Annotated in this window: 17 protein-coding genes, 1 tRNA gene and 1 pseudogene; 7 read left to right on the forward strand and 12 right to left on the reverse strand. The window is 64.9% G+C overall.

The annotated features are described in order from the left end of the window. Positions 1-148 precede the first annotated feature (148 nt). From AC1DEZ_RS17750 to cpdR, 7 genes and pseudogenes are all read right to left on the reverse strand, one after another. Positions 149-634: pseudogene (locus AC1DEZ_RS17750) on the reverse strand (transposase); the annotation flags it as partial. A gap of 82 nt (positions 635-716) precedes the next feature. After that, positions 717-1,103 carry an IS630 transposase-related protein gene (locus tag AC1DEZ_RS17755; protein ID WP_476780215.1) on the reverse strand — a complete coding sequence of 129 codons (387 nt, stop codon included), beginning with the start codon at positions 1,101-1,103 and terminating at the stop codon, positions 717-719. 84 nt (positions 1,104-1,187) lie between these two features. Beyond that, positions 1,188-1,976 carry an ABC transporter permease gene (locus tag AC1DEZ_RS17760; protein ID WP_476780216.1) on the reverse strand — a complete coding sequence of 263 codons (789 nt, stop codon included), beginning with the start codon at positions 1,974-1,976 and terminating at the stop codon, positions 1,188-1,190. Between the two features lie 483 nt (positions 1,977-2,459). Continuing rightward, positions 2,460-3,197 carry a hypothetical protein gene (locus AC1DEZ_RS17765; RefSeq protein ID WP_476780217.1) on the reverse strand — a complete coding sequence of 246 codons (738 nt, stop codon included), beginning with the start codon at positions 3,195-3,197 and terminating at the stop codon, positions 2,460-2,462. Between the two features lie 10 nt (positions 3,198-3,207). Next, the gene (locus tag AC1DEZ_RS17770) at positions 3,208-4,212 is read right to left on the reverse strand and encodes a tyrosine-type recombinase/integrase (RefSeq protein ID WP_476780218.1); all 1,005 of its coding nucleotides are present in this window, start codon (positions 4,210-4,212) and stop codon (positions 3,208-3,210) included. 747 nt (positions 4,213-4,959) lie between these two features. After that, positions 4,960-5,034, reverse strand: a tRNA-Val gene (locus AC1DEZ_RS17775). 267 nt (positions 5,035-5,301) lie between these two features. Then, the gene (cpdR, locus tag AC1DEZ_RS17780; protein ID WP_476780219.1) at positions 5,302-5,661 is read right to left on the reverse strand and encodes a cell cycle two-component system response regulator CpdR; all 360 of its coding nucleotides are present in this window, start codon (positions 5,659-5,661) and stop codon (positions 5,302-5,304) included. A gap of 224 nt (positions 5,662-5,885) precedes the next feature. Between cpdR and AC1DEZ_RS17785 the strand changes: the two genes are divergently transcribed. Both AC1DEZ_RS17785 and hisN read left to right on the forward strand, forming a co-directional pair. After that, positions 5,886-6,806, forward strand: a complete 921-nt coding sequence (locus AC1DEZ_RS17785; RefSeq protein WP_476780220.1) for an N-formylglutamate amidohydrolase — start codon at positions 5,886-5,888, stop codon at positions 6,804-6,806. Between the two features lie 313 nt (positions 6,807-7,119). After that, on the forward strand, positions 7,120-7,902 hold the full coding sequence (gene hisN / locus AC1DEZ_RS17790; RefSeq protein ID WP_476780221.1) for a histidinol-phosphatase: 783 nt from the start codon (positions 7,120-7,122) through the stop codon (positions 7,900-7,902). Here hisN and AC1DEZ_RS17795 read toward each other — a convergent pair. After that, entirely contained in the window at positions 7,807-8,862 is a 1,056-nt protein-coding gene (locus AC1DEZ_RS17795; RefSeq protein WP_476780222.1) for an alpha/beta fold hydrolase, read from the reverse strand. The genes hisN and AC1DEZ_RS17795 overlap by 96 nt on opposite strands. 210 nt (positions 8,863-9,072) lie before the next feature. Here AC1DEZ_RS17795 and AC1DEZ_RS17800 point away from each other — a divergent pair, with 210 nt between their 5' ends. After that, positions 9,073-9,546, forward strand: a complete 474-nt coding sequence (locus tag AC1DEZ_RS17800) for an Hsp20 family protein (RefSeq protein ID WP_476780223.1) — start codon at positions 9,073-9,075, stop codon at positions 9,544-9,546. A 94-nt stretch (positions 9,547-9,640) separates the two neighbouring features. Here the strand turns inward: AC1DEZ_RS17800 and AC1DEZ_RS17805 are convergent, their stop codons facing one another. Both AC1DEZ_RS17805 and AC1DEZ_RS17810 read right to left on the reverse strand, forming a co-directional pair. Beyond that, positions 9,641-10,603: a hypothetical protein gene (locus AC1DEZ_RS17805; RefSeq protein WP_476780224.1), complete on the reverse strand. Its 963-nt coding sequence runs from the start codon at positions 10,601-10,603 to the stop codon at positions 9,641-9,643. A gap of 93 nt (positions 10,604-10,696) precedes the next feature. Further along, a complete protein-coding gene (locus tag AC1DEZ_RS17810) occupies positions 10,697-11,752 on the reverse strand; it encodes a threonine aldolase family protein (protein WP_476780225.1) in 1,056 nt (351 codons plus the stop codon). Positions 11,753-12,363: 611 nt separating this feature from the next. On the opposite strand from AC1DEZ_RS17810, the gene gltB reads away from it, so the two are divergent. The 3 genes from gltB (at position 12,364) to AC1DEZ_RS17825 (ending at position 19,881) form a co-directional block, all read left to right on the forward strand. After that, positions 12,364-17,052 (forward strand): glutamate synthase large subunit, encoded by a 4,689-nt coding sequence (gene gltB, locus AC1DEZ_RS17815; protein WP_476780226.1) that lies wholly within the window; start codon positions 12,364-12,366, stop codon positions 17,050-17,052. A 93-nt stretch (positions 17,053-17,145) separates the two neighbouring features. Continuing rightward, positions 17,146-18,570, forward strand: a complete 1,425-nt coding sequence (locus tag AC1DEZ_RS17820) for a glutamate synthase subunit beta (protein WP_476780227.1) — start codon at positions 17,146-17,148, stop codon at positions 18,568-18,570. A gap of 291 nt (positions 18,571-18,861) precedes the next feature. Continuing rightward, a complete protein-coding gene (locus tag AC1DEZ_RS17825) occupies positions 18,862-19,881 on the forward strand; it encodes a helix-turn-helix domain-containing protein (RefSeq protein ID WP_441510438.1) in 1,020 nt (339 codons plus the stop codon). 33 nt (positions 19,882-19,914) lie between these two features. Here the strand turns inward: AC1DEZ_RS17825 and AC1DEZ_RS17830 are convergent, their stop codons facing one another. After that, the gene (locus AC1DEZ_RS17830) at positions 19,915-20,124 is read right to left on the reverse strand and encodes a hypothetical protein (protein ID WP_441510437.1); all 210 of its coding nucleotides are present in this window, start codon (positions 20,122-20,124) and stop codon (positions 19,915-19,917) included. Positions 20,125-20,298: 174 nt separating this feature from the next. Further along, the gene (locus AC1DEZ_RS17835; protein ID WP_476780228.1) at positions 20,299-20,631 is read right to left on the reverse strand and encodes a YciI family protein; all 333 of its coding nucleotides are present in this window, start codon (positions 20,629-20,631) and stop codon (positions 20,299-20,301) included. A gap of 330 nt (positions 20,632-20,961) precedes the next feature. Between AC1DEZ_RS17835 and AC1DEZ_RS17840 the strand changes: the two genes are divergently transcribed. Next, positions 20,962-22,476: an ATP-binding cassette domain-containing protein gene (locus AC1DEZ_RS17840; RefSeq protein ID WP_476780229.1), complete on the forward strand. Its 1,515-nt coding sequence runs from the start codon at positions 20,962-20,964 to the stop codon at positions 22,474-22,476.

Genomic DNA, 22,476 nt, shown 5'->3' on the forward strand with positions numbered 1-22,476 from the left:
CGCCCAGCGCGACGGATGCTCGGCCTCATGATCCAGCACCATCCGCACCGCGCGCCCACGCACCTCAGGCGAGAACTTGTTCGTCGTCTTGCTCGTCATCGCTCCACCTTCTCAGGAGTTGGAGCCTCCGACAAACCCGGCGCGGTTCAGGATAGACCGGCTCCAGCAGCCGCGCCTGCCAGGCGGCGATTTCCTCCAGCACCGCTTCGGTCACGGCGCTGATGAGATCGGGCGAGACTTCGATGCCGTAGAGCTCGCGCAGATGCCCGACGATCTCGAGTGCGCTCATGCCGCGGGCGTACATCGAGATGATCTTGTCGTCGACGCCGGGAAAGCGGCGCTGGTACTTGGCGATGAGTTGTGGATCGAAGCTCGCCTGTCGATCGCGCGGGATCTCCAGCTCGATCCGGCCGGTCTCGGTCGTCACCGCTTTGCGGCCGTAGCCATTACGGCTGTTGCCGGCCTCATCGCTCGCCAGATGATGATCCATCTCGGCGTTCAGAGCCCGCTCGGCCAAGGCCTTCTTCAAATCGTCGAGCAGCCCGTTGGCGTCGAATGCAGTCTTGGGATCGGCGCCAGCCAGCAGCTGGTCGAGAAGCGCGTCAGGAATGCGGGGAGCTTTGCGTCGTGCCATCGAGAACCTCCTTCGGGTTCATTATGGCCGCCCGCACACGGAAATCCTGACAGTCCCGCGCGTGATCCAGAGATGGCGCTGCTCAGCAATGTCCGCGCGTGCGCATTCCGATGCCATCAGCCCTTTTCTTATATGTGAAGCCCAGCCGGCACAGGAAGCGCGACAGAACCGCCGGCGCCGCGCCGACACCCGTCGCCGCGACCAGCCGGGCGGCCAGCTCGGGCATCGTGATGTCGAGCGTCGCCTCGACCTGCGCCACCAGGAAGGCGCCGTGCGTATCCAACCTGCTGCCGGCCGGGCGCCCCTGGCGTGCGGGACGCAGCGTCTTCAGCTTGCTCGCCCGCTGAAGCAGCTCGACCGCAAAACTCTCGCTCACACCGAAATGGCGCGCCGCCGCACGGCGCGAATGACCCGCCTCAACGAAGCCTGCAACCCGTTCACGAAGATCGTTCGAATAGTTGCGACCCATGATCCACCTCCGAAAACGGTGAATCACAAAGCAGCATTAAAGGGAATCCCAACGATTTCGATTTCAGGTCCGATGCTCTAGTCATCAGGCCTCGACGTGATTTTTGACGCGTTCGAAGACGAAGCATCCCAGGCCAGCCATTGCCAATGCGCAGGAGAAGCCAAAGAACGGATCAGAGTAGGTCCTTATCTCAGGGCCGAAGAAGCCAGCTCGAATCATCTCGTAGGAGTGAAGCATTGGAATAAATAATGCATACTCCCTCGTGGCGTCGGGCAGCCAGCCGGCCATGTAGAAGCATCCACAAAATGGAAGCAGGAAGTACTGGAGCGGCTGGTTGACCTTCTCGATCAGGTCTGTCGTCTCGGAGAGCGCTGCTGTTAGGATGCCCATCCCTGTCCCGAGCGACCCCATCATAAGCCAACCCAAAATGACTGCACCCCAGTCATGCGGCGCTTCGATTAGTCCGACAGCATATAAGATTGCCAAGACAACCAAACCGGCCCCGGAAACGGAAATGAATTCAAGAAACAGCTTGGACATCATCGCATCGAAAAGAGATAAGTGACGAAATATCGTCAAGAATTTGAAGTTTCTAAGACAATTGACGGCGTACCCGGTTTGATGGCGCCACAGCGTGAGGGGTACATAACCAGTCAGGACAAACGCGACTATGTTCACGCCATGGTCGCTCTGCCCCTTCGTGAATGACCAGATGGCCATAACACCGACACATAAGATCATCGGCTCCACGATGGTCCACATGAAGCCGATATTCTCTCTGCCGTAGCGACCAATCACGAAGCGGGTGATTAGCGCTTGATAGACGCGCTGCTTCGCTTCGATCGCATTGCGCGTAACGTCAAAAATGGGCAAGAATGATCCTGATAGTAGCTGCATGCTTACACGAGGGCTAGCACTTCAGCGGTTCTCCATCCACCCCCTAAGTTTGCTGCACATTCACCTCTGGCGACTCTGCTCCGATGCCGCAGCATATTGCCCGCTTGGCCACGCGCACGCTTTGCGGCCGGCGGCCGTGCGGTACAGTGTTTGGCGTCTCGACGAGGTTGTTGTTAGCATTGCCGTAAAGAACCGCTTCTTCTGGCACGCGGCCAGTGTGTTCGGGACGAAATGCTGCAAAAGAAGGCGCTATACCAAGCCGCCTGTTGGGCCGATCGGGTGGCGCTGGATTCCGCGAGACGTGAGCGTTCGGCAAAGCCGATGGAAAACGTATTCAACGCTGCGCGGGACTTGGGAGGTTATGTCGGAGTAGATCCAGAAGCATTTTGTTGAGCAATTGGTTGCTGGCGGGCTGAGAATCTTGGCGCACGACCTGCTTGGCAACCCTGGCCTCGGCATCTATCGGCGCTTCGTTCCGACACCAAAGCCGAAAGGCTCGTTCGCTTCTGCTTCGAGGTCCCGGGGTTTCATCTGTTCCTTGAACGCCCGGACCGAAAGATGCCGCCGTTTCGTCTGCAACACGGGCTCACCCCGCCGAAGGCGCTGATCGAGGGTGCATACGGCCCAGCCGTGCCAGGAACACTGAAGTGCAATATAGGACTTGGTCGTGCCATAGCTGGCCTGCAGGCCCTTCAATGCCTTGCGGTTGCTGACACAAAGGTGCCTTCGACCACTCTTGTGTGCTTCCTCAAAAAGAGGGGCGCAGAAGATGTCGACAACCGCGCCGCCGGCTTCGTCGAGGTCCAACCGGGCACCGAAAACCGAGTTCGCACTGGCCCAGGTCTCGACCCAGGCCAGCGCCTCGCGGAAGAGCGCGACGTTGCGGGGATTGTCCATGGCGTGAAGCGACCCTGTTTCCTCCACCCATGCTGGGGAAACGCCCACGAGCAGATGCAGCCCGAGGGCCGCACGCTTACGGATATGGGCGCCGTGCTCGTGTAGATGCAGGCGCAGGTTGGAGCGGTAGTCGCGCCCGTCCTCAAATTGCGGCGTGTTGGGTGGTTGCCACACGAGCGCCGTTCCGGCGATCGCATCGGAGCGAATCTCGCTTCGCCCATCGAGACGCCTGGCATGGCGGCTCATCGCGGTCAGGTAGTTGGCATTCTTGATCGGGGCGGCGCGAACGAAGGCAAACATGTCTGTCGCCTCAGCCTTCGCGGTCACGCTTTTCGATCGTGATGAGGCGCTGCAGGTAGGCTTTGACGGCTTCCGGCGGCGTCAGCAGCGGCGTCTTTGCCAGAGCCGCGATCTCCCCGACGAATTTCTCGACCCCCTTCCTTGCATCGATCATGTAGGTTGGCGCGAAAGGCGAATAGATCAGGGTGGTCTTGTTGTTCTGGGGCGGCCTGACATGGCCGAGCCAAACGCTGATCTGCCCGGGATCGATGCCCTCGCGTGTCATGAAGCGGCCAAGGCTGTGGCGGACCGAATAGCTGTTGATGTCATCAGGCAGGCCGGCGCGGGCGATGGCGCGCCTAACCCCAGTCTTGATGCTGGCAACCGGTTTCTCGCGCCAGGGGATAAGGCGTCCCTGTGGAAGCAAAGCCAACCATGGCTGCAACGCCGGCTGGATGGGCAGGATCGGTCGATACTTGTCTGTCTGGACACGGCCCTTTGGGCTGAGGTCGATCAACGAATGCTCGCGATCGATCTGGCCGTCTTCAAGTTCGAGAACCGACGATTGGCGCCCCGCGGTGGCGAACAGCAAAGCCCAGTACAGCTGGAGATGCGGCTCGTTGGTGGCATCGTACAGTTTGGCCAGGGCCGCGGTACCGCAGGGGTCGCCCTTGGGCTCGGCCGCGCGCACGTGGTTGGCGGTCCGAAACTCCGGAATCTTCGGAGTGTCTTTCTCGGAAAGCTGCTTATTGTCGCCTGCGCGCTTGATGGCGGATCTCAGCGTCGAAAGCCGTCGGCTGACCGTGCTGATCTTGGCGCCTTTTGCGACCCAGTCTTCGCGCAGTGCCTCAAAATCCCGGAGGGTCAGCGCAGCCACGCGCTTGCTGGCGATGGCGGATGCGCAGATCAGATCAATATGGATCGTCTCGGCCTCGACTGAGGCCAGGCCCTTCACATAATCCCGGTGTTCATCGAGGACATCGACCACGGTCCGGACGGGCTTTGTTGCCAGTGCAGCACTGGGGTCGCCCGCCATCCCCCAATTCGCTGATCTGCCTGACGCGGTCGGTCGCGTCGCTGTTCACCTTGGTTTTCAGGCTGCGGCGCCTGGTCTGCCGAACGTCCGAATCGTACCAGGCGATGTAGAAGATCCCGTTCTGATGTCGAACGAGCGCGTACGCGCCGAAGTTTTCGATAGTGGTGTAGATTGTGGGCATAGCGTCTCCACGCGGCCAGGGATGATGGTCGGAACGTCGGCTATCTGCTTGGGCGGGAGAGGGACTTGGCCGAGGCTCGGCTAGGCGGCAGGCAATTCGTCGCTTAGCTCGGACGGCTTCGGCGGGTTGCTAGGGCCATGCTTCATGAAGGGCGTGACTTCATCCTGGACGACAAGCAGGCCCCCGGGGATCGGCATCGTTTGAAGAGTGCCGTTGCGAGCCAGGCGCGTAACCGTTGCCTTAGAGACGCGCAGGGGGCCTGCGACCTTTCTGGCCGTCATGACACGGCAGGTCGGGGTAGCTGATACGATTCGTCATGGCTGATTCTTGTTACGTCACTAATAACAAGACGGGCGCGCCTTTTCGTGCCTGGAGGGGATGATGGAAATCGCCCGCATTGAGTGGGGGCCACCCGCGCTGCAGCATGCTCGCCTCAGCTCGTGTCTGCGCTGAAAAAACGTCTGCGTGCAAACCGCGTGCAAAGCGGCATTTTGACCGAAGATTCAGAGGCCAAATCAAAAACCCCGAAAACCGCTTTTCTAAAGCGATTTCCGGGGCTTGGAAAATGGTGGGCGCGACAGGGATCGAACCTGTGACCCCTACGATGTCAACGTAGTGCTCTCCCGCTGAGCTACGCGCCCGTTCGCCGCTGAAAGCGACTTTCGGTAGCGTGTCCGGGCCGTGTCGGCCGCGATCACGCTGCGAGGTGAGGGGGCTATAGCGGCTCGCTTCGCAGCTTGCAAGGCGTTTGCCGCATAAATTCTACGAGGCTGTTGGCATCTCCGACTGCGGGGGTCGACTGGCGGCGCATTCCGCGCTTCCGGGGCTCACATACAAGCGTATGCTGCGCTCCGGTTCTCGAAAAACACCGCCATTCGGCACGCCGCAGCACGGTGCCAAACAGCTTCTTAAGCCGCCAACAGCTTCTCGACTTCGTGGACGAGCTCGCGCAGATGGAAGGGCTTGGAGAGCACCTTCGCGTCCTTCGGCGTCTGCGAATCAGGGTTGAGCGCGACCGCGGCGAAGCCGGTGATGAACATCACCTTGATGTCGGGATCGAGCTCGGTGGCGCGGCGCGCCAGCTCGATGCCGTCCATCTCCGGCATGACGATGTCGGTGAGCAGCAGCTCGAACGGCTCCTCGCGGAGACGATTATAGGCCGACAGGCCATTGTCGAAGGAAGCGACGTCATAGCCTGCATTCTGCAGGGCCTTGACCAGGAAGCGACGCATATCGTTGTCGTCTTCCGCGAGCAGTATCTTCGTCATGGGCCTGTTCTGTCCGTCCTGAGGCCTGCGTTTCGATGCGTCTGGCGTACGGGACGTCCGCCGGGCCTTGGAAAGGGCCTGCGTACTCGCCTGTCCGCGCAGTGGGAACCATACAGGCCTATAAGGCGCCATCATGGTAAACAACGGGTGAATCCGAGCATGGATTTCCACCGCTTCACGACATCGCTTCAACCGGCCGGGTTTGTGTGCTTCTCTCGTGGGACATGAGCGCGTTCTCCGCCCCTTTCCCGCCAGACCCCGACGACGTCGTCGCCGAGATCGAACGGCCGTTCAGCCTGTATCAGCCGGCACTTCAGGTCGTGCCGGTGGTGGTCGACGTGCCGCATGCGGGACGGCGCTATCCGCGTGGCTTCGTCGATGCGGCCCGACTGCCGCTGCGCAGCCTCCGGCGCTCGGAGGACGCTTTTGTCGACCGCCTGTTCGGGCAGAGCGTCGCGCTGGGCGCGCCTTTGCTGGTGGCGGAGTTCCCCCGCGCCTATCTCGACGTCAACCGCGAGCCCTATGAGCTCGATCCGCGCATGTTCGAGGGCCGGGTACCGCCCTTCGCCAATACGCGCTCGATGCGGGTTGCCGGCGGGCTTGGCACCATTCCCCGCATCGTCGGCGACGCGCAGGAGATCTATTTCGGGCGCATCCCGATCGCGGAGGGGCTCGCGCGAATCGACGGGCTTTACCGGCCCTATCACGCTGGCTTGCGCGGGCTCGTTCAGCGCACCCAGGGGGCGTTCGGCACCTGCATCCTGGTCGACGCGCATTCGATGCCATCAGCCGGGCTCGACCGGGACGGGCTGTCGAAGTCCGATATCATCCTGGGCGATCGCTTCGGTACGAGCGCGGCGGGCTATATCATCGACATCGCCGAACAGGCCTTCACGCGGCTCGGCTTCAGCGTCTCCCGCAACCGTCCCTATGCCGGCGGCTTCATCACCGAGCATTACGGCGCGCCGGCTGCGGGGGTCCATGCCCTGCAGATCGAGGTCAACCGGGCGCTTTACATGAACGAAGCGACGCTGGAGCCGCATGTGGGCTTCACGGCAGTCGAGCAGGCGATCGCGAGCGCGATGGCCGATTGCTTCGCGCGCTGGAGCGGCTGGCTCGACGACTGGCGCGAGGCTGCCGAATAAGGCTGTCGACGATCGGAACCAGAGCCGGCAGACAAGAAAAAAGGGCCGCACACTTGCGTGGCGGCCCAAGTCTAGGGAGGAAACGCCCAAGGAGGGCAATGAAGGTTTGAGGTCATCTCCCCTTCGCAGTGCACAATATGAGAGTGCGCTGCAAAACACAAGCGAAATTGACCAAAATCGCAGGCGTCATGCGCGTGTCGCATGACGGCGTGCTAATTTTCGGGTTTTTCGTGGAATTTTGGCGATCGAGCCTGTTTCGGAACTCGTATTCTACGGCATTGATGCTGCAGAGCAGCAAATTGGAGACCGGTTCATGAGCGCAGTCGATTTCGGCTCTTTCGTCGCGGAGCTGGCGACGCAGTCGGGGCGGGCGATCCTGCCGTTCTTCCGCGCGCATCATGCGACCGAGGACAAGTCGCAGGGCGGCGTGTTCGACCCGGTAACGGAGGCCGACCGCGCCGGCGAATCGGTGATGCGCCATATGATCAAGCGGCAGTTTCCGGCTCATGGGGTGCTCGGCGAGGAATTCGGCAGTGAGAACACCGAAGCCGACTATGTCTGGGTGCTCGATCCGATCGACGGCACGCGGGCCTTCATTTCCGGCATCCCGGTCTGGGGCACGCTGATCGGCCTGACGCGCAAGGGCGTGCCGGTCTACGGCATGATGCATCAGCCCTTTTCCGGTGAACGCTATTCCGGCGACGGGCGCGAGGCGCGCTATGAGGGGCCGGGCGGGCCGCGGAAGCTGCGGACGCGGGCGACCGCCGATCTCGCTGCCGCAACGCTGATGACGACCTCGCCGGGGCTGTTCAAAGGCGAGGAGGCGAAGGCTTTCGGCCGTGTCGAGAAGCAGGTCCGGCTCTCGCGCTATGGCTGCGACTGCTACGCCTATTGCATGCTAGCGGCAGGCCATGTCGATCTCGTCATCGAGAGCGGCCTCAAGCCCTATGACATCGTCGCTCTGATCCCGATCATCGAAGGAGCCGGCGGCGTGGTCACCTCATGGGATGGCGGCAGCGCCGCCGGGGGCGGACGCGTCCTCGCCGCCGGCAGCAAGGCGCTGCATGAGGTCGCCCTCGCGCGGCTCGCCGGCTGAGGCGGCCGCAGTCTGGTCCTCGCCGGGAATGAAGGCGTCGAAGGCGGCCCAGAACTGGGCGCGGATCGCGTCGTTCTCCATGAGGATTTCGTGTCGCGCCGTCGGCAGGACCAGCGCGGAGCCGGTCTTGAGGCGCGCGGCGAAACGCTCGATTGCAGGTGTCGAGACCACCGGGTCCTGCCCGGCGGCGATGATCAGCGTCGGCACCTTCACCTCCAGCGCGGCCGAGGGGGCGTTGAGACGGGCCATCAGGCGAAAGGCCGTGCGGACCCAGGCGATGGTCGGGTCGCCGACGCTGAGATGGCGTGCCTCGGCCGAGAGCGCGCTGTTGCGGGCGTAGCGGACGGCATCGCTCGTCAGCCGGTTGCCCTCGAAGGGTTTCGTCGCGATGGCCGTATCGCCGCCGCCCGGCACGAAGGCGCGGCCCAAACCCAGCCAATAGAGAAGGCTCGCGAGGCGGCTGGCCCGGGCCGGGTGCGCGATCATGGTGAGGCCGAGCATGGGGGCGAGCGCCACCATGCGCGACACCGGCAGGGCGTCATGACGGGCGGCGTCGAGGCAGAGCGCTGCCCCCATCGAGTGCGCGAGGACGAAATAGGGCGGCGGGAACTTTGCCTGCATCTGCGCCATCACAAGAGCGAGATCGGCTTCGTAGTGCTTGAGACGGCCGACATGGCCCTTGCGTTCGCGCCGGACGAAACGCTGCGAGCCGCCCTGGCCGCGCCAGTCGAAGCTCAGCACATGGAAGCCTCTACGGCGTAGCTCCGAGATGGTTTCGCTGTAGCGCTCGATGAACTCGGCCCGGCCTTGCACGACGACGATCGTGCCGCGCGCTGGCTTGACCGTGGGGCGCCAGCTGGCGAAGCGCAAATTGGCGCCGTCATTGGTCTTGGCAAACCAGACCTTGCTGTGGCCCGGCACGGGATAGCCGATATGGGCAAAAAGAACGGCCTCGGCCATTGGCTCTCTCCGCATCGCGACCGCCCGCCCTCATCGGTCGCCGAACTGCTTCCGAGCTTTGCTTATGCCCGTCGGCGGGGGCTCTTGAAAAGCGGGAAAGCCAACCCAGATCATGGATGCGCAGGCCGGAACCGGCTGCGCAGACCTAAACCAGGCCCGCGCTCAGGCGAGGCGGGCTGACTAAATTGTCGCTTCTTCGGAGGACATATCATGCGTCAATTCGATCTCTCCCCTCTCTATCGCTCGACTGTCGGTTTCGACCGCCTGTTCAATCTCCTCGATCAGGCGACGAGCAGCGACGCCGCGCCGGGCTATCCGCCCTACAATATCGAGCGGACTGCCGAGAACGGCTATCGCATCACCATTGCGGTTGCGGGCTTCGGCGAGGCTGACCTCGCCATCGAGGCCAAGGAAAATGCCTTGACCGTCAAGGGCGAGAAGCAGGTTTCCAGCGGCGCCGAGAAGCGCGAAGTTCTGCATCAGGGCATCGCCGCCCGCGCCTTCGAGCGCCGCTTCCAGCTTGCCGACTACGTACAGGTGACCGGAGCCAGCCTTGAGAACGGCCTGCTCCATATCGACCTCGTGCGCGAGATTCCCGAGGCCAAGAAGCCGCGCCAGATTCCGATCGGTGCCAGTTCGGCCAAGGTTCTCGAAGCCAAGATCGAGACCGCCAAAGCCGCGTAATCCAATCGGTCCATTGGGCTGAAAGAGAAAGGCTCCCGGAAACGGGAGCCTTTTTTGCTAGATCGCCGCGCATCTTCCGATGCGATGGTGCCTGTCAGTTCAGCGGAACCACGGGAGCGATCGGCGTCTCCGGCCTGGGCGTGGATGGCGATGGATCGATCTGCTGCACGGGCGGGATCGACGGCACTTGGGTGGCCGGCGCTGCGGTCGTCAGCGGTGGTTTGCGTTCCGCCTCGTCGGTTCCGCGCACATCGCTGGGATTGACGAGCTTGGGCTTGTCGGCACCGGTCTCGGGGTTGGTCGCGCCCGGCGAAGGCTCCGCCGGTTTCGCTGGCTGCGGCGGAGAGGATGTCGCGGGCGCGCTGGCCTCTAAGGGTGGTTTCTCGGTAGGCTTCGCAGATTCCGGCACGGGTGGCGCAGCGGGCGAGGGCGGTGAGGCCGTGGCCGGAGCGTTCGCTTCGATCGGGGCCGTTTCAGCGGGCTTAACGGGCTCGGAGGCGGGTGGTGCGGCCGGCGATGGCGGAGCGGACGTCGCCGGTGCGCTGGCTTCTGCCGGCGGCTTCAGCTCGGCCGGTCGTTCGGGCGGCTGGGGCACGAGACGCGGGCGCGGTGCCGCCTGCTCCTGATGCGGGTCAATGCGGGCGACATTCGGCGCGGGCACGGCCTGGCCGCGCAGTGGGATGCGGCGGATCAGCTCGCCGGCATAGGCATCGAGAACCAGGCGCAGGCGCTGGCCGCCAGCCGTAACGCCATCGACAACATAGGTGTCGTCCCGGCGGATCGAGCGATCGATTCTGACAAGGCCGTAGTTGCGGGCGGCGATGCGGCTGACCGTATTGGGGGATACAGGTGCCGGCGCACGCGGAACCACCGCCGGCGGGCGGGGCGCGTAACCGTAGTCGTAGCGATAGCCGTAGCCATAGGCCGGATAGGGGTCGTACCCGTCGTCGTAATAGTAGTATTGGGCCCCGGCGGCTCCCATCGTGCCGGCCAGAGCGCCGGCCACGACCAAGCCCATCAGCGCGATGCGCCCCGGCGCCGTCGAACGATTTGCCATGCCACCCTTCCTTAACGACTGCTTTCGTGGCGGGCAGTCTTGTTAGGGATTGCGGCAGGCATGGGGTTGGAAACGGGGCTGAAATGCGCCGTTTCAGCCGGCGATGGCAGCGACCAGGCGCTCGACATGCTCCGGCTCGGTTGCAAAGGACAGGACGAAGCGGCCGACGATCTCACCGTCCTGAAGCGGCGCCTCTGGAGGCAGCGAGCGAGCCGACCAGTCATAATAGCCGACGCCGGCCGCCTTCAGCCGCTCCTGCACGGCCGGGGGCAGCACGATGAAGACCTCGTTCGCCTGGCAGGGCCAGGCCAGACGCGCCGCGCTGCCCTGCGCGACGGAATCCGCCAGGCGCCTGGCCTGGGCGTTGGCATGGCGGGCGAGGTCGAGCCAGTGACCGTCGGCGAGCAGCCCCTCGAACTGGGCGCCGAGGAAGCGGCCCTTTGACAGGGTCTGGCCGGCGCGCTTGCGGCGCCACTTCATCTCCTCGGCATGGCCGGGGTCGAAGAAGATGACGGCCTCGGCCGCGAGCGCGCCGTTCTTGGTGCCGCCGAAGGAGAGCACGTCGACGCCGGCCTTCCAGGTGACCTCCGCGGGCGTGCAGCCGAGCGTGACCAGTGCATTGGCGAAGCGCGCGCCGTCCATATGCAGCTTGAGACCGCGTGGCGTGACCGCGTCCTTGAGTGCCCGCACCTCGGCGGGCGTATAGATCGTGCCGCATTCGGTCGCCTGCGTAATCGTCAGCGCCTGCGCCTGCACCTGATGGAAATCGCCGTCGCGCAGATGCGAGAGCGCCTTCGTCACGGTTTCCGGTTTCAGTTTGGCGCCGGTGCCGGGCAAGTCGACGAGCTTGGCGCCGTCGCTGAAGAATTCGGGGGCGCCGCATTCGTCCTCGACGACATGGGCCTCCTCATGGGTGAGGACGGCGCCCCAGGGCCGCACGATGCTGGCCAGAGCGAGCGCATTCGCCGCCGTGCCGGTGAGAACGAGGAAGACCGAGACCTCGTGCTCGAAGATCTCCGCAAAACGCTCCTCGACGCGGCGCGTCCAGTCGTCCTTGCCATAGGGCGAGGCGTTGCCCTCGTTGGCGGCGGCGAGGGCGGCCATGACGCGGGGGCTGGCGGCGGCGGTGTTGTCGCTGAAGAAATGCATGGCCGAGGGTTAGGCGGATGGCGGTGTTCTGCCAAGCGAGCGTTGGGAAAGGGGGGCTTGCGCGCGGCGCCGGGCCGAAACCTCGCCCCATGCCCAAAAACAAGAAGCGTGCTGCCGGAGTTAGGCTTTCGTCTCGGAAATGTCTGGCGCGGATTCAATTTTGCAATAAAATTTCGCCGCGGTGCAAAATCGACGCTTGTGCGTAGATTGGAATTCTGGCAAGTTCATCTCGATAGGACAGTGTTGCTGTCCCATTTTTCACCGCGCCGACCGAAAGCCGATGCAAGCTGGAGGTCGCGCCGTCGCAATGGAGCGGAGCATGACGAGAGGCCGGGCTAACGACGCCAAAGCCGACCGTACATGCGCCGTCCGTAAAACGACGGCCTGAAGACAGGCGCGAGCGGGCGAGAGCCGCCCGAAGCGCCTGCGGAGGACGCGGGCGCGGTGGAAACAAAGCGCAAGCAAGCCTCTCACAAGACGACGGCCGAGCCGCCTTGGCCCCATCCTTGCTGCCGACAGGTCGGCGCCGGGGCCGGAGCGGAAGGGATTGTGGACTGACGGGTCTGCCCGCAGGCGGCGCGCCAGCGGGTTCTGAGAAGCGGGGTTTGACGATGAGCGTGACCAGCAAGTCGAGCGGCGCAGAGGGCTTCGAGCGTTTTCCGGCCGTGCGCGACCCGGCAATGCCGACGCATCAGGGCCTGTACGATCCCCGCAACGAAAAAGACTCCTGCGGCGTCGGCTTCATCGCCGACATGAAGAACCGCAAGAGCCACGCCATCGTCCAGCAGGGCCTGCAGATCCTGCACAATCTCGACCATCGCGGCGCCGTCGGCGCCGATCCGAAGCTCGGCGACGGCTGCGGCATCCTGGTGCAGATCCCGCATCGCTTCTTCAAGGAAGAGACGGCGAAGCTCGGCATCGATCTGCCGGAGCCCGGCTTCTACGCCATCGGCCAGTTCTTCATGCCGCGCGATCCGGCGATCCGCGCGCTCTGCGAGGAGATCATCTCCCAGACCGTCGAGGAGGAAGGCCTGAAGTTCCTCGGCTGGCGCGATGTGCCGGTCGATAACGCCGACCTCGGCAAGGCCGTGCTGGAGACCGAGCCGGTGCATCGCCAGCTCTTCGTCGGCCGTCCCGACGACATCGCGGACGAAGACGAGTTCGAGCGGCAGGTCTATGTCCTCAGGAAGTCGGTCTCGAACAAGGTCTACAAGCATCAGGAACGCCGGACGGCGGAATATTATCCCGTCTCGATGTCCTGCCGCACCATCGTCTACAAGGGCATGGTGCTGGTGAACCAGCTCGGCTCCTACTTCAAGGATCTGCAGGACGAGCGCTTCGACAGCGCCATCGCGCTGGTCCATCAGCGCTTCGCGACCAACACCTTCCCGTCCTGGCGCCTCGCCCATCCCTACCGGATGGTCGCCCATAACGGCGAGATCAACACGCTGCGCGGCAACGTCAACTGGATGGCGGCGCGGCAGGCGAGCGTCGATTCCGACCTGTTCGGTTCGGATATCTCGAAGCTCTGGCCGATCTCCTATGAAGGCCAGTCCGACACCGCCTGCTTCGACAACGCGCTCGAATTCCTGGTGCAGGGCGGCTATTCGCTCGCCCATGCCATGATGATGCTCGTGCCGGAGGCATGGAACGGCAACCCTCTGATGAACGAGGAGCGGCGCGCCTTCTACGAATACCACGCCGCGCTGATGGAGCCCTGGGACGGGCCGGCGGCGATCGCCTTCACCGATGGCCGCCAGATCGGCGCGACGCTGGACCGCAACGGCCTTCGCCCCGCTCGCTATCTCGTCACCGATGACGGGCTCGTCGTGCTTGCCTCGGAATTCGGCGTGCTGCCGATCCCGGAAGAAAAGATCGTCGAGAAGTGGCGCCTCCAGCCGGGCAAGATGCTGCTGATCGACCTGGAGCAGGGCCGCATCATCGGCGACGACGAGATCAAGACGTCCTTGTGCCTCGCCAACCCCTACAAGGACTGGCTGAAGCGCACGCAGATCGTGCTGGAGGATCTGCCGCCGGTCGAGGCGCGGGCCTCGCGCACCGACGTGCCGCTGCTCGATCGCCAGCAATCCTTCGGCTACACCACCGAGGATGTCCGCCTGCTGATGGCGCCGATGGCGGTGACCGGGCAGGAAGCCGTGGGTTCGATGGGCACGGACACGCCGATCTCGGCGCTCTCGCTCAAGTCGAAGCTGCTCTACACCTATTTCAAGCAGAACTTCGCGCAGGTGACGAACCCGCCGATCGACCCGATCCGCGAGGAGCTGGTGATGAGTCTGCTCTCCTTCATCGGGCCGCGGCCGAACATCCTCGACCTCGAAGGCACCTCGCGGCGCAAGCGGCTGGAAGTTCGTACCCCGATCCTGACCAATGACGATCTCGAGAAGATCCGCTGCATCGGCCATTACGAGGATCGTTTCGACACCAAGACGATCGACTTCACCTACCCGGCGCGCGAGGGCGCGGCCGGCATGGAAGGCGCGCTGGAGCGGCTCTGCGAGCGTGCCGAGGCTGCGGTGCATGGCGGTTACAACATCATCATCCTGTCCGATCGGCAGGTCGGGCCGGACCGTATCCCGATCCCGGCGCTGCTGGCGACGGCGGCGGTGCACCATCACCTGATCCGCAAGGGCCTGCGCACTTCGGTCGGCCTCGTCGTCGAGTCGGGCGAGCCGCGCGAGATCCATCACTTCTGCTGCCTCGCCGGCTACGGCGCCGAGGCGATCAATCCCTATCTCGCCTTCGACACCCTGCTCGATCAGCATGAGCAGGGCGCCTTCCCGGAGGAGGTCGACGCCGACGAGGTGGTGAAGCGCTATATCAAGTCGGTCGGCAAGGGCGTGCTGAAGGTGATGTCCAAGATGGGCATCTCGACCTACCAGTCCTATTGCGGCGCCCAGATCTTCGATGCGGTCGGCCTGAAGACCGCTTTCGTCGACAAGTTCTTCTTCGGGACGGGCACCGCGATCGAGGGTGTCGGCCTCGACGAGATTTCGGAAGAGAGCCTGCGCCGCCACCGCGACGCCTTCGGCGACTCGCCGCTCTACCGCAACAGCCTCGATATCGGCGGGGAGTACATGTACCGCGTCCGCGGCGAGGACCATGTCTGGAAGCCGGACGTCGTCGCCTCGCTGCAGCATGCGGTGCGCCTCAACGCGCAGGATCGCTACGAGGAGTTCGCCCGTCAGGTGAACGACGACGCGCAGCGGCTCAGCACCATCCGCGGCCTGTTCAAGGTCAAGATGGCCGAGGATGACGGGCGGGCGCCGGTGCCGCTGGAGAGCGTCGAATCCGCTGCCGATATCGTGAAGCGCTTCGCCACCGGCGCGATGTCCTTCGGCTCGATCTCGCGCGAGGCGCATGAGACCCTCGCCATCGCGATGAACCAGATCGGCGGCAAGTCGAACACCGGCGAGGGCGGCGAGGAATCGATCCGCTTCAAGCCGATGCCGGACGGCCGCTCGAAGCGCTCGGCGATCAAGCAGATCGCGTCCGGCCGCTTTGGCGTCACTACCGAATATCTCGTCAACTCCGACGTGATGCAGATCAAGGTGGCTCAAGGAGCCAAGCCCGGCGAGGGTGGCCAGCTGCCCGGCCACAAGGTCGATGCCAAGATCGCGCGGACCCGGCATTCGACGCCGGGCGTCGGCCTGATCTCGCCGCCGCCACATCACGACATCTACTCGATCGAGGATCTCGCCCAGCTGATCTTCGACTTGAAGAATGTGAATCCTGCGGCCGATGTCTCGGTGAAGCTGGTGTCGGAGATCGGCGTCGGCACGGTGGCCGCCGGTGTCGCCAAGTCGCGCGCCGACCATATCACCATCTCCGGCTTCGAGGGCGGCACGGGCGCGAGCCCGCTGACCTCGCTGAAGCATGCCGGCTCGCCCTGGGAGATCGGCCTCGCCGAGACGCAGCAGACGCTGGTGCTGAACCAGCTGCGCGGGCGCGTGGCGCTGCAAGTCGACGGCGGATTGCGGACGGGGCGGGACGTCATTATCGGCGCGCTGCTCGGCGCCGACGAGTTCGGCTTCTCGACCGCGCCGCTGATCGCGGCCGGCTGCATCATGATGCGCAAGTGCCATCTCAACACCTGTCCGGTCGGCGTCGCGACGCAGGACCCGGTGCTGCGCAAGCGCTTCAAGGGCCTGCCCGAGCATGTGGTGAACTACTTCTTCTTCGTGGCCGAGGATGTTCGCCGGATCATGGCGGAGATGGGCTTCACGAAGATCGAGGAACTCGTCGGCCGCTCCGATCTGCTCGACAAGCAGGACGCCATCGCGCACTGGAAGGCGAAGGGGCTCGACTTCAGCAAGCTCTTCCACAAGGTCGATCTGCCGGAGGTGGCGATCCGCCATGTCGAGCTGCAGAAGCACCCGATCGACACGGTGCTGGACCGCAGGCTGATCAAGGCGGCGGAAGGCGCGATCGAGACCGGCACGCCGGTCGTGATCGAGGAGAGCATCTGCAACGTCGACCGCTCGACCGGTGCGATGCTGTCCGGCGCGGTGGCGAAGAAGTACGGCCATGCCGGCCTGCCCGATGACACCATCACGGTGAAGCTGAAGGGCACCTCCGGCCAGAGCTTCGCCGCCTTCCTCGCGGCGGGCGTTACCGCCGAGCTGACCGGCCAGGCCAACGACTATGTCGGCAAGGGCCTCTCCGGCGGCAAGCTGATCGTCAGGCCCGACCCGGCGGCCAGGGCCGTGCCGGAGCGCTCGATCATCGTCGGCAACACCGTGCTCTACGGCGCGATCGCGGGCGAGGCCTATTTCCGCGGCGTCGCCGGCGAGCGCTTCGCAGTGCGCAACTCCGGCGCCATCGCAGTGGTGGAAGGCACCGGCGACCATGGCTGCGAATACATGACCGGCGGCGTCGTCGCGGTCATCGGCCAGACCGGCCGCAACTTCGCGGCCGGCATGTCCGGCGGTATCGCCTATGTGCTGGACGAGGACGGCACCTTCAAGTCGCGCTGCAACCTCTCGATGGTCGATCTCGAACCGGTCGAGGAGGAAGAGGAGCTGATGGAGCGGCTGCACCATCATGGCGGCGATCTCGAGCATAAGGGCCGCATCGACATGACCAACATGTCCGGCCATGACGAGGAGCGCCTGATGCAGATGCTGACGAACCACGCCAACTACACCGGTTCGCAGCGGGCCCGCACGATCCTCGACAATTGGGCGGATTACCGCACCAAATTCGTCAAGGTGATGCCGGTCGAATACCGCCGCGCGCTGCGCGAGATGGAGCAGGCCCGCACCTTGCAGGCTGCCGAATAAGGCACGGAACCTCCGGGGCCGTCAGGCCCCGGTCACGCGATCAGGTTAAGGCACGCGCGCGGGAAATCCCGGGCACACGGCGAGAGAAACGGCATGGGCAAGGTCACAGGCTTTCTCGAATTCGACCGGCAGGAGCAGAAGTATCAGCTCGCCGGCGACCGCATCCGGCATTTCCGCGAGTTCACGCTCCCGCTGGAGGAGCGCGATATCAAGAAGCAGGCGGCGCGCTGCATGGATTGCGGCATCCCGTTCTGCCATGGTCCGACTGGCTGCCCGGTCCATAACCAGATCCCGGACTGGAACGAGCTGGTCTATTCCGGCGGCTGGGAGGATGCGCTGCGTAACCTCCACTCCACCAATAATTTCCCGGAGTTCACCGGGCGCATCTGCCCCGCGCCTTGCGAGGAAGCCTGCACGCTCAACCTCGAGAACATGCCGGTGACGATCAAGACGATCGAGCAGGCGATCGCCGACAAGGGCTGGGAAGAGGGCTGGATCGCGCCGGAAATTCCGGCCAAGCGCACGGGCAAGCGCATCGCCATCGTCGGCTCCGGCCCGGCCGGCATGGCGGCGGCGCAGCAGCTCGCCCGCGTCGGCCACGACGTCCATCTCTACGAGCGCGAGGCCAAGGCCGGCGGCCTGCTGCGCTACGGCATCCCCGATTTCAAGATGGAGAAGGGGCATATCGACCGCCGGGTGAAGCAGATGGAGGCGGAGGGCGTCACCTTCCACTACAACGCCCATGTCGGCGTGACCCTGCCCTTCGCGACGCTCGTCGCCGAGCACGACGCGGTGCTGATGACGGGCGGTGCGGAAGCGCCGCGCGACCCCGGCCTGCCGGACACGAACCTTGCCGGCGTGCATTACGCGATGCCCTACCTCACCCAGCAGAACAAGCGCATCGGCGGCGAGGACATCTCGAACGAGGCACCGATCCTGGCGGCCGGGAAGCACGTCGTGGTTGTCGGCGGCGGCGACACGGCCTCCGACTGCGTCGGCACTGCCTTCCGGCAAGGCGCGCTCTCGGTGACGCAGCTCGACATCCGGCCGATGGCGCCGGAGATCGAGGACAAGCTCACCGTCTGGCCGTACTGGCCGACGAAGTTCCGCACGTCGTCCTCGCAGGCCGAGGGCGCCGAGCGCGAATTCCAGGCGGCGACGCTCGGGCTCGAAGGCCGCAACGGCCGGCTGACTGGTGTGAAATGCGCCCGCGTCGACGAGAAGCGCAAGCCCACCCCCGGCACCGAATTCGTGCTCCAGGCCGATCTTTGCTTCCTCGCCATCGGCTTCGCGGGATCGCTGATCGAAGGCATGATCGCCCAGTCAGGCGCGGCGGTGGACAAGCGCGCCAACGTCGTCGCCAATGACCGCGACTACAAGACCAGCACCGACAAGGTCTTCGTCGCAGGCGACATGCGCCGCGGCCAGTCGCTCGTGGTCTGGGCGATCCGCGAGGGCCGTCAGGCAGCGCATGCCATCGACAAGGAGCTGATGGGCGCGACGATCCTGCCGGTGTGAGGGCATCGCCCTCCGGCACGATCGCGAGCCAATCGCTGTCCGGCAGCCCGGTCGGCCGATATGCCGGCCCGTGCGCTGTGCTTTTTCCACCAGAGACAAGAAGGCAGTGGGGTGAGGTCCTTTAGCCGGATTTTCAGCCGGTCGACGCGTGGAATTGTTGTGAATTCATTGATACGGGCGATATTCGCCTAGAGAAGCGGCAGGGTCTGCCGTTGCACCGAATTAATACTTGACCTGAGAGCCGAGGTGGAGTGCAAGCGCGCTTGTGTCCTTTCGTTGTCGCTTGGTCAGATGACGCCGGTTATTTTCACAACGGTCGGCCTGCCCCAAGCGAAGCAGCTGGATGCTTGGCGCGGGTGGTTCGACGCCGTCTTCGATGTCGAGGTCGACGATCCTCAGGCGGGCTTTTCCGCGACCAGCGAAACCTGGAACTTCGGCGGTTTCGGCCTGAGCCGGGTCCGGGCGCCGAAACTGCGGGCGTTCCGCACGGCCGATCTCGTCCGGCGCAACCCCATCGACCACTGGAACATCACGATCGGCCACGCGCGGACGTTGGGCGAGGCGGGGCGCCTGCGCTCGATCGACGTGCCCGCCGATACGCCCTTCGTGGCGTCGCTGGGGCGCGAGCTCGTCAGCTTCCGCGAGGCGGACGACCGGCTGCAGCTCTATCTGCCGCGCGATACTTTTCCGGAGGTGACCGCCGTTCTGGAAGGGGTCGAGGGCAGGCCGATCAGCGACGCAATGGGCAAGCTGCTCGCGGAATTCATCACGCTGCTGGCGCGCAACGTGTCAAGCTTCTCCGATGCGGATCTGCCCGCCCTGCAGACCACCGTCCGCGGCATGCTGCTCGCCTGCATCGCGCCGTCGTCGGATCACAGTTTTCTTGGTGCCGTTCCTGTTGCGGTGGCCCGCAAGGAGATCGTCAGGCGCATCGTGGATCTCAATCTGCACTGCAGCACTCTCGGGCCGGATCTCCTGTGCCGGGAGGCTGGCATGTCCCGCTCCCAGCTCTATCGCCTGCTCGAAAGCGAGGGCGGCGTGAGGAACTATATCCAGCGGCGGCGCTTGAAGCAGTGCTACGCAGAGCTGTCGAGCGGCACCAATTTCCGCTCGATCGCCGCGATCGCGGAGGGGCTGGGCTTTCCCGATCCGTCGAGCTTCAGCCGCTCCTTCAAGAAGGAGTTCGGCCTGACGCCGAAGGATGTGATGTGTGCGACGCTGTCGGGCATTCCCGCAAGCGCCGTCCATGGGGGCAGATCCGAGGCCGAATTGAACCTGCGCGACCTTCTTGCGCAGATCGCGCGAGGCTAGACGCCTGGTCCAAGTCGGGCGGCGGCGGCGGCTTCAGCCGCGTCCTCGCTGCCGGTCGAGTGCTCCCTGCAGTTGCTCGACGCGAATGGCCAGCGCTTCCTTGGTCAGGTTGATTCCTTCGGGCGCCCCGTCGATCGACAAAAGGACGCCTCGCTCGGCCATGTCGAGCTGCTCTTGAGCGAGCTCCAGGTGCTTCTTCAAGACTTGTGTGACGCGGTCCTTGGCCGCCTGGTCCGTATCCATTGCGCCCTCGCTCGTTCGTTCGCGATGCGGCGACGATCGCATAGCCGAGGCGACGAGCCAAATCGTCCGGAACCTTGCCGCCAGCATGCAGCCGGCAGCCGCCTTCTCCCAATCGCCGGAGCAGGCCCTGGACGGTCGCCTCCCATGCCGGTGGGCGCGGAGGCTCCCGTAGCCCTAACCCGGTTGCTCCAGCGGCCAGATCTCGACGACCCCGTGTGCGACGGCACAGGGAACCCGAGAAACCAGATCGATGGCCTCGGCGAGATCGGCAGCCTCGATGATGGCGAAACCGGCCACGGGCAGCTGTGACGACATGAAGGCACCGGTCTGCGTCCGGACCCCGGAGGCATCGGGGTTGCGAACCTGTACCGCTTGCCCGGCAATGCCGATCACGGCACCGCGTTCGAGGAGCGCCGCATCCTGGGCGTGGGCTGCGTCACGGAGGGCCGGGGCCGTGCGGTCATAGCCTGCCCGGTCGCCATAGCCGATCGTCACGAATCTGGGCATCGTCTGGCCTCCTCTCACGGGCGATCAATCCATTGCAGACGCGGCGGTTCCGTCGGCGCCGCACCGGGCGCGTCGCGATGACCAGCGTCGCGATGGCGACCGTTATGCCGTGGACGCAGTGTTCATCCGGGCCGGCGCCGCTATGGTGGCAGCCATGGAATCGAAACAGACGGCGAAGCTGGCGCTGAGCCAGGGCTTCCATTTCCGCACCCGAGGACCTGTTTCCGCCCCGCGCTTCATCTCGCGGGGCTGACCGGGAACGCATCGCCGTCTCATCGTCAGCCCTTTTCGGCGCGTTTGTTCGCGCCTGCCTGACTTCATGAGATTCCGATGTCCCTGATCGCCATCAAAGATTTTTCGCTCGTCCGCAGCGCCCAGCTTTTCGCCGGGCTCAACCTCTCCGTCGCCAAGGGTGACCGCCTCGGTCTCGTCGCCGCCAATGGGCGCGGGAAATCCTCGCTGCTGCGTATCCTGGCCGGCCAGGAAGAGGCCACGGACGGGACGCTGACCCGTGCCCGCGGTCTCGTCACCGCCTTCGCGCCGCAAGACCCGCACGGGCGCCTCCTGCCGATGAGCTTCTACGAGGCGGTACGCGATGCGCTCGACGCCGAGGCCGCCGAAACCGAAAGCTGGCGGGTCGACGTGCTGCTGGACGACCTCATGGTTGACGAGGGGCTGCGCGGCCGTGCCGTCGCCAGCCTGTCGGGCGGCTGGCAGCGCACGATGCTGCTGGCGCGCGCCGCGGTGGTCGAACCAGATCTGCTGCTGCTGGACGAGCCGACCAACCATCTCGATCTCGAGCGCATCGGCGTGCTGCAACGCTTCCTCGCCGCCCTGCCGCGGGATTGCGCCGTCGTCGCCGCGAGCCATGATCGCGCCTTTCTCGACGATGTCAGCACCCGCACGCTCTTCCTGCGTCCGGCGGAGAGCGCCGATTTCGCCTTGCCCTATTCGCGCGCATTGCAGGCGCTGGAGGAGCGCGACGCGGCGCGGGGGCGGCAGTTCGATAACGACATGCGCAAGGTCAGGGCGCTCAGGCAGCAGGCGGCCAAGCTCAAGAACATCGGCATCAACTCCGGCTCGGACCTGCTGGTGGTCAAGACCAAGCAATTGTCGGAGCGTGCCGACAGGCTGGAGGAGAGTGCCAGGCCGGCGCATAAGGAGCGCTCGGCCGGGGCGATCCGGCTCGTCAACAGCGGCACGCATGCCAAGGCGCTGGTGGCGATCAAGGATACGGGGATCGCCACTCCCGAGGGCAGGCCGCTCTTCCGCACCGGGCAGCTCTGGATCGAGAACGGGGATCGCATCGCGCTGCTCGGCGCGAACGGCAGCGGCAAGACGCGCTTCGTCACGCGGCTGCGGGCGGCCCTCGACGGCTCGGATGCGGAGATCCGCGCTGCCGCGAGCCTGAAGCCTGGCTTCTCCGATCAGGCGCTCTCGCAACTCGATGTCTGGCCGACGCCCTGGGCGGCCGTCAAAGGCGCGAGCGATGTCGGCGACCAGCTGGCGCGGACGCTGCTCGCCGGGGCCGGCATCGCCAGCGAGGCCCAGGGCGCGCCGCTCGCCCGTCTGTCGGGAGGGCAGAGGGCGCGGCTCGCCATGCTGCTTTTGCGCCTCGCCCAGCCGAATTTCTACCTGCTGGACGAGCCGACTAACCATCTCGATATCGAAGGGCAGGACATGCTGGAGCGCGAACTCACCGAGCATGGCGCGGCCTGCCTGCTCGTCAGCCATGACCGCGCCTTCGTCCGCGCCGTGGCGACTCGGATCTGGGTGATCACCGGCAAGCGGCTCATCGAGGTCGATGATCCCGATCCGGTGTTCGACCGGCTGATGGCGGGCTGA

The organism is Allobosea sp. 10L422 (assembly GCF_056395345.1).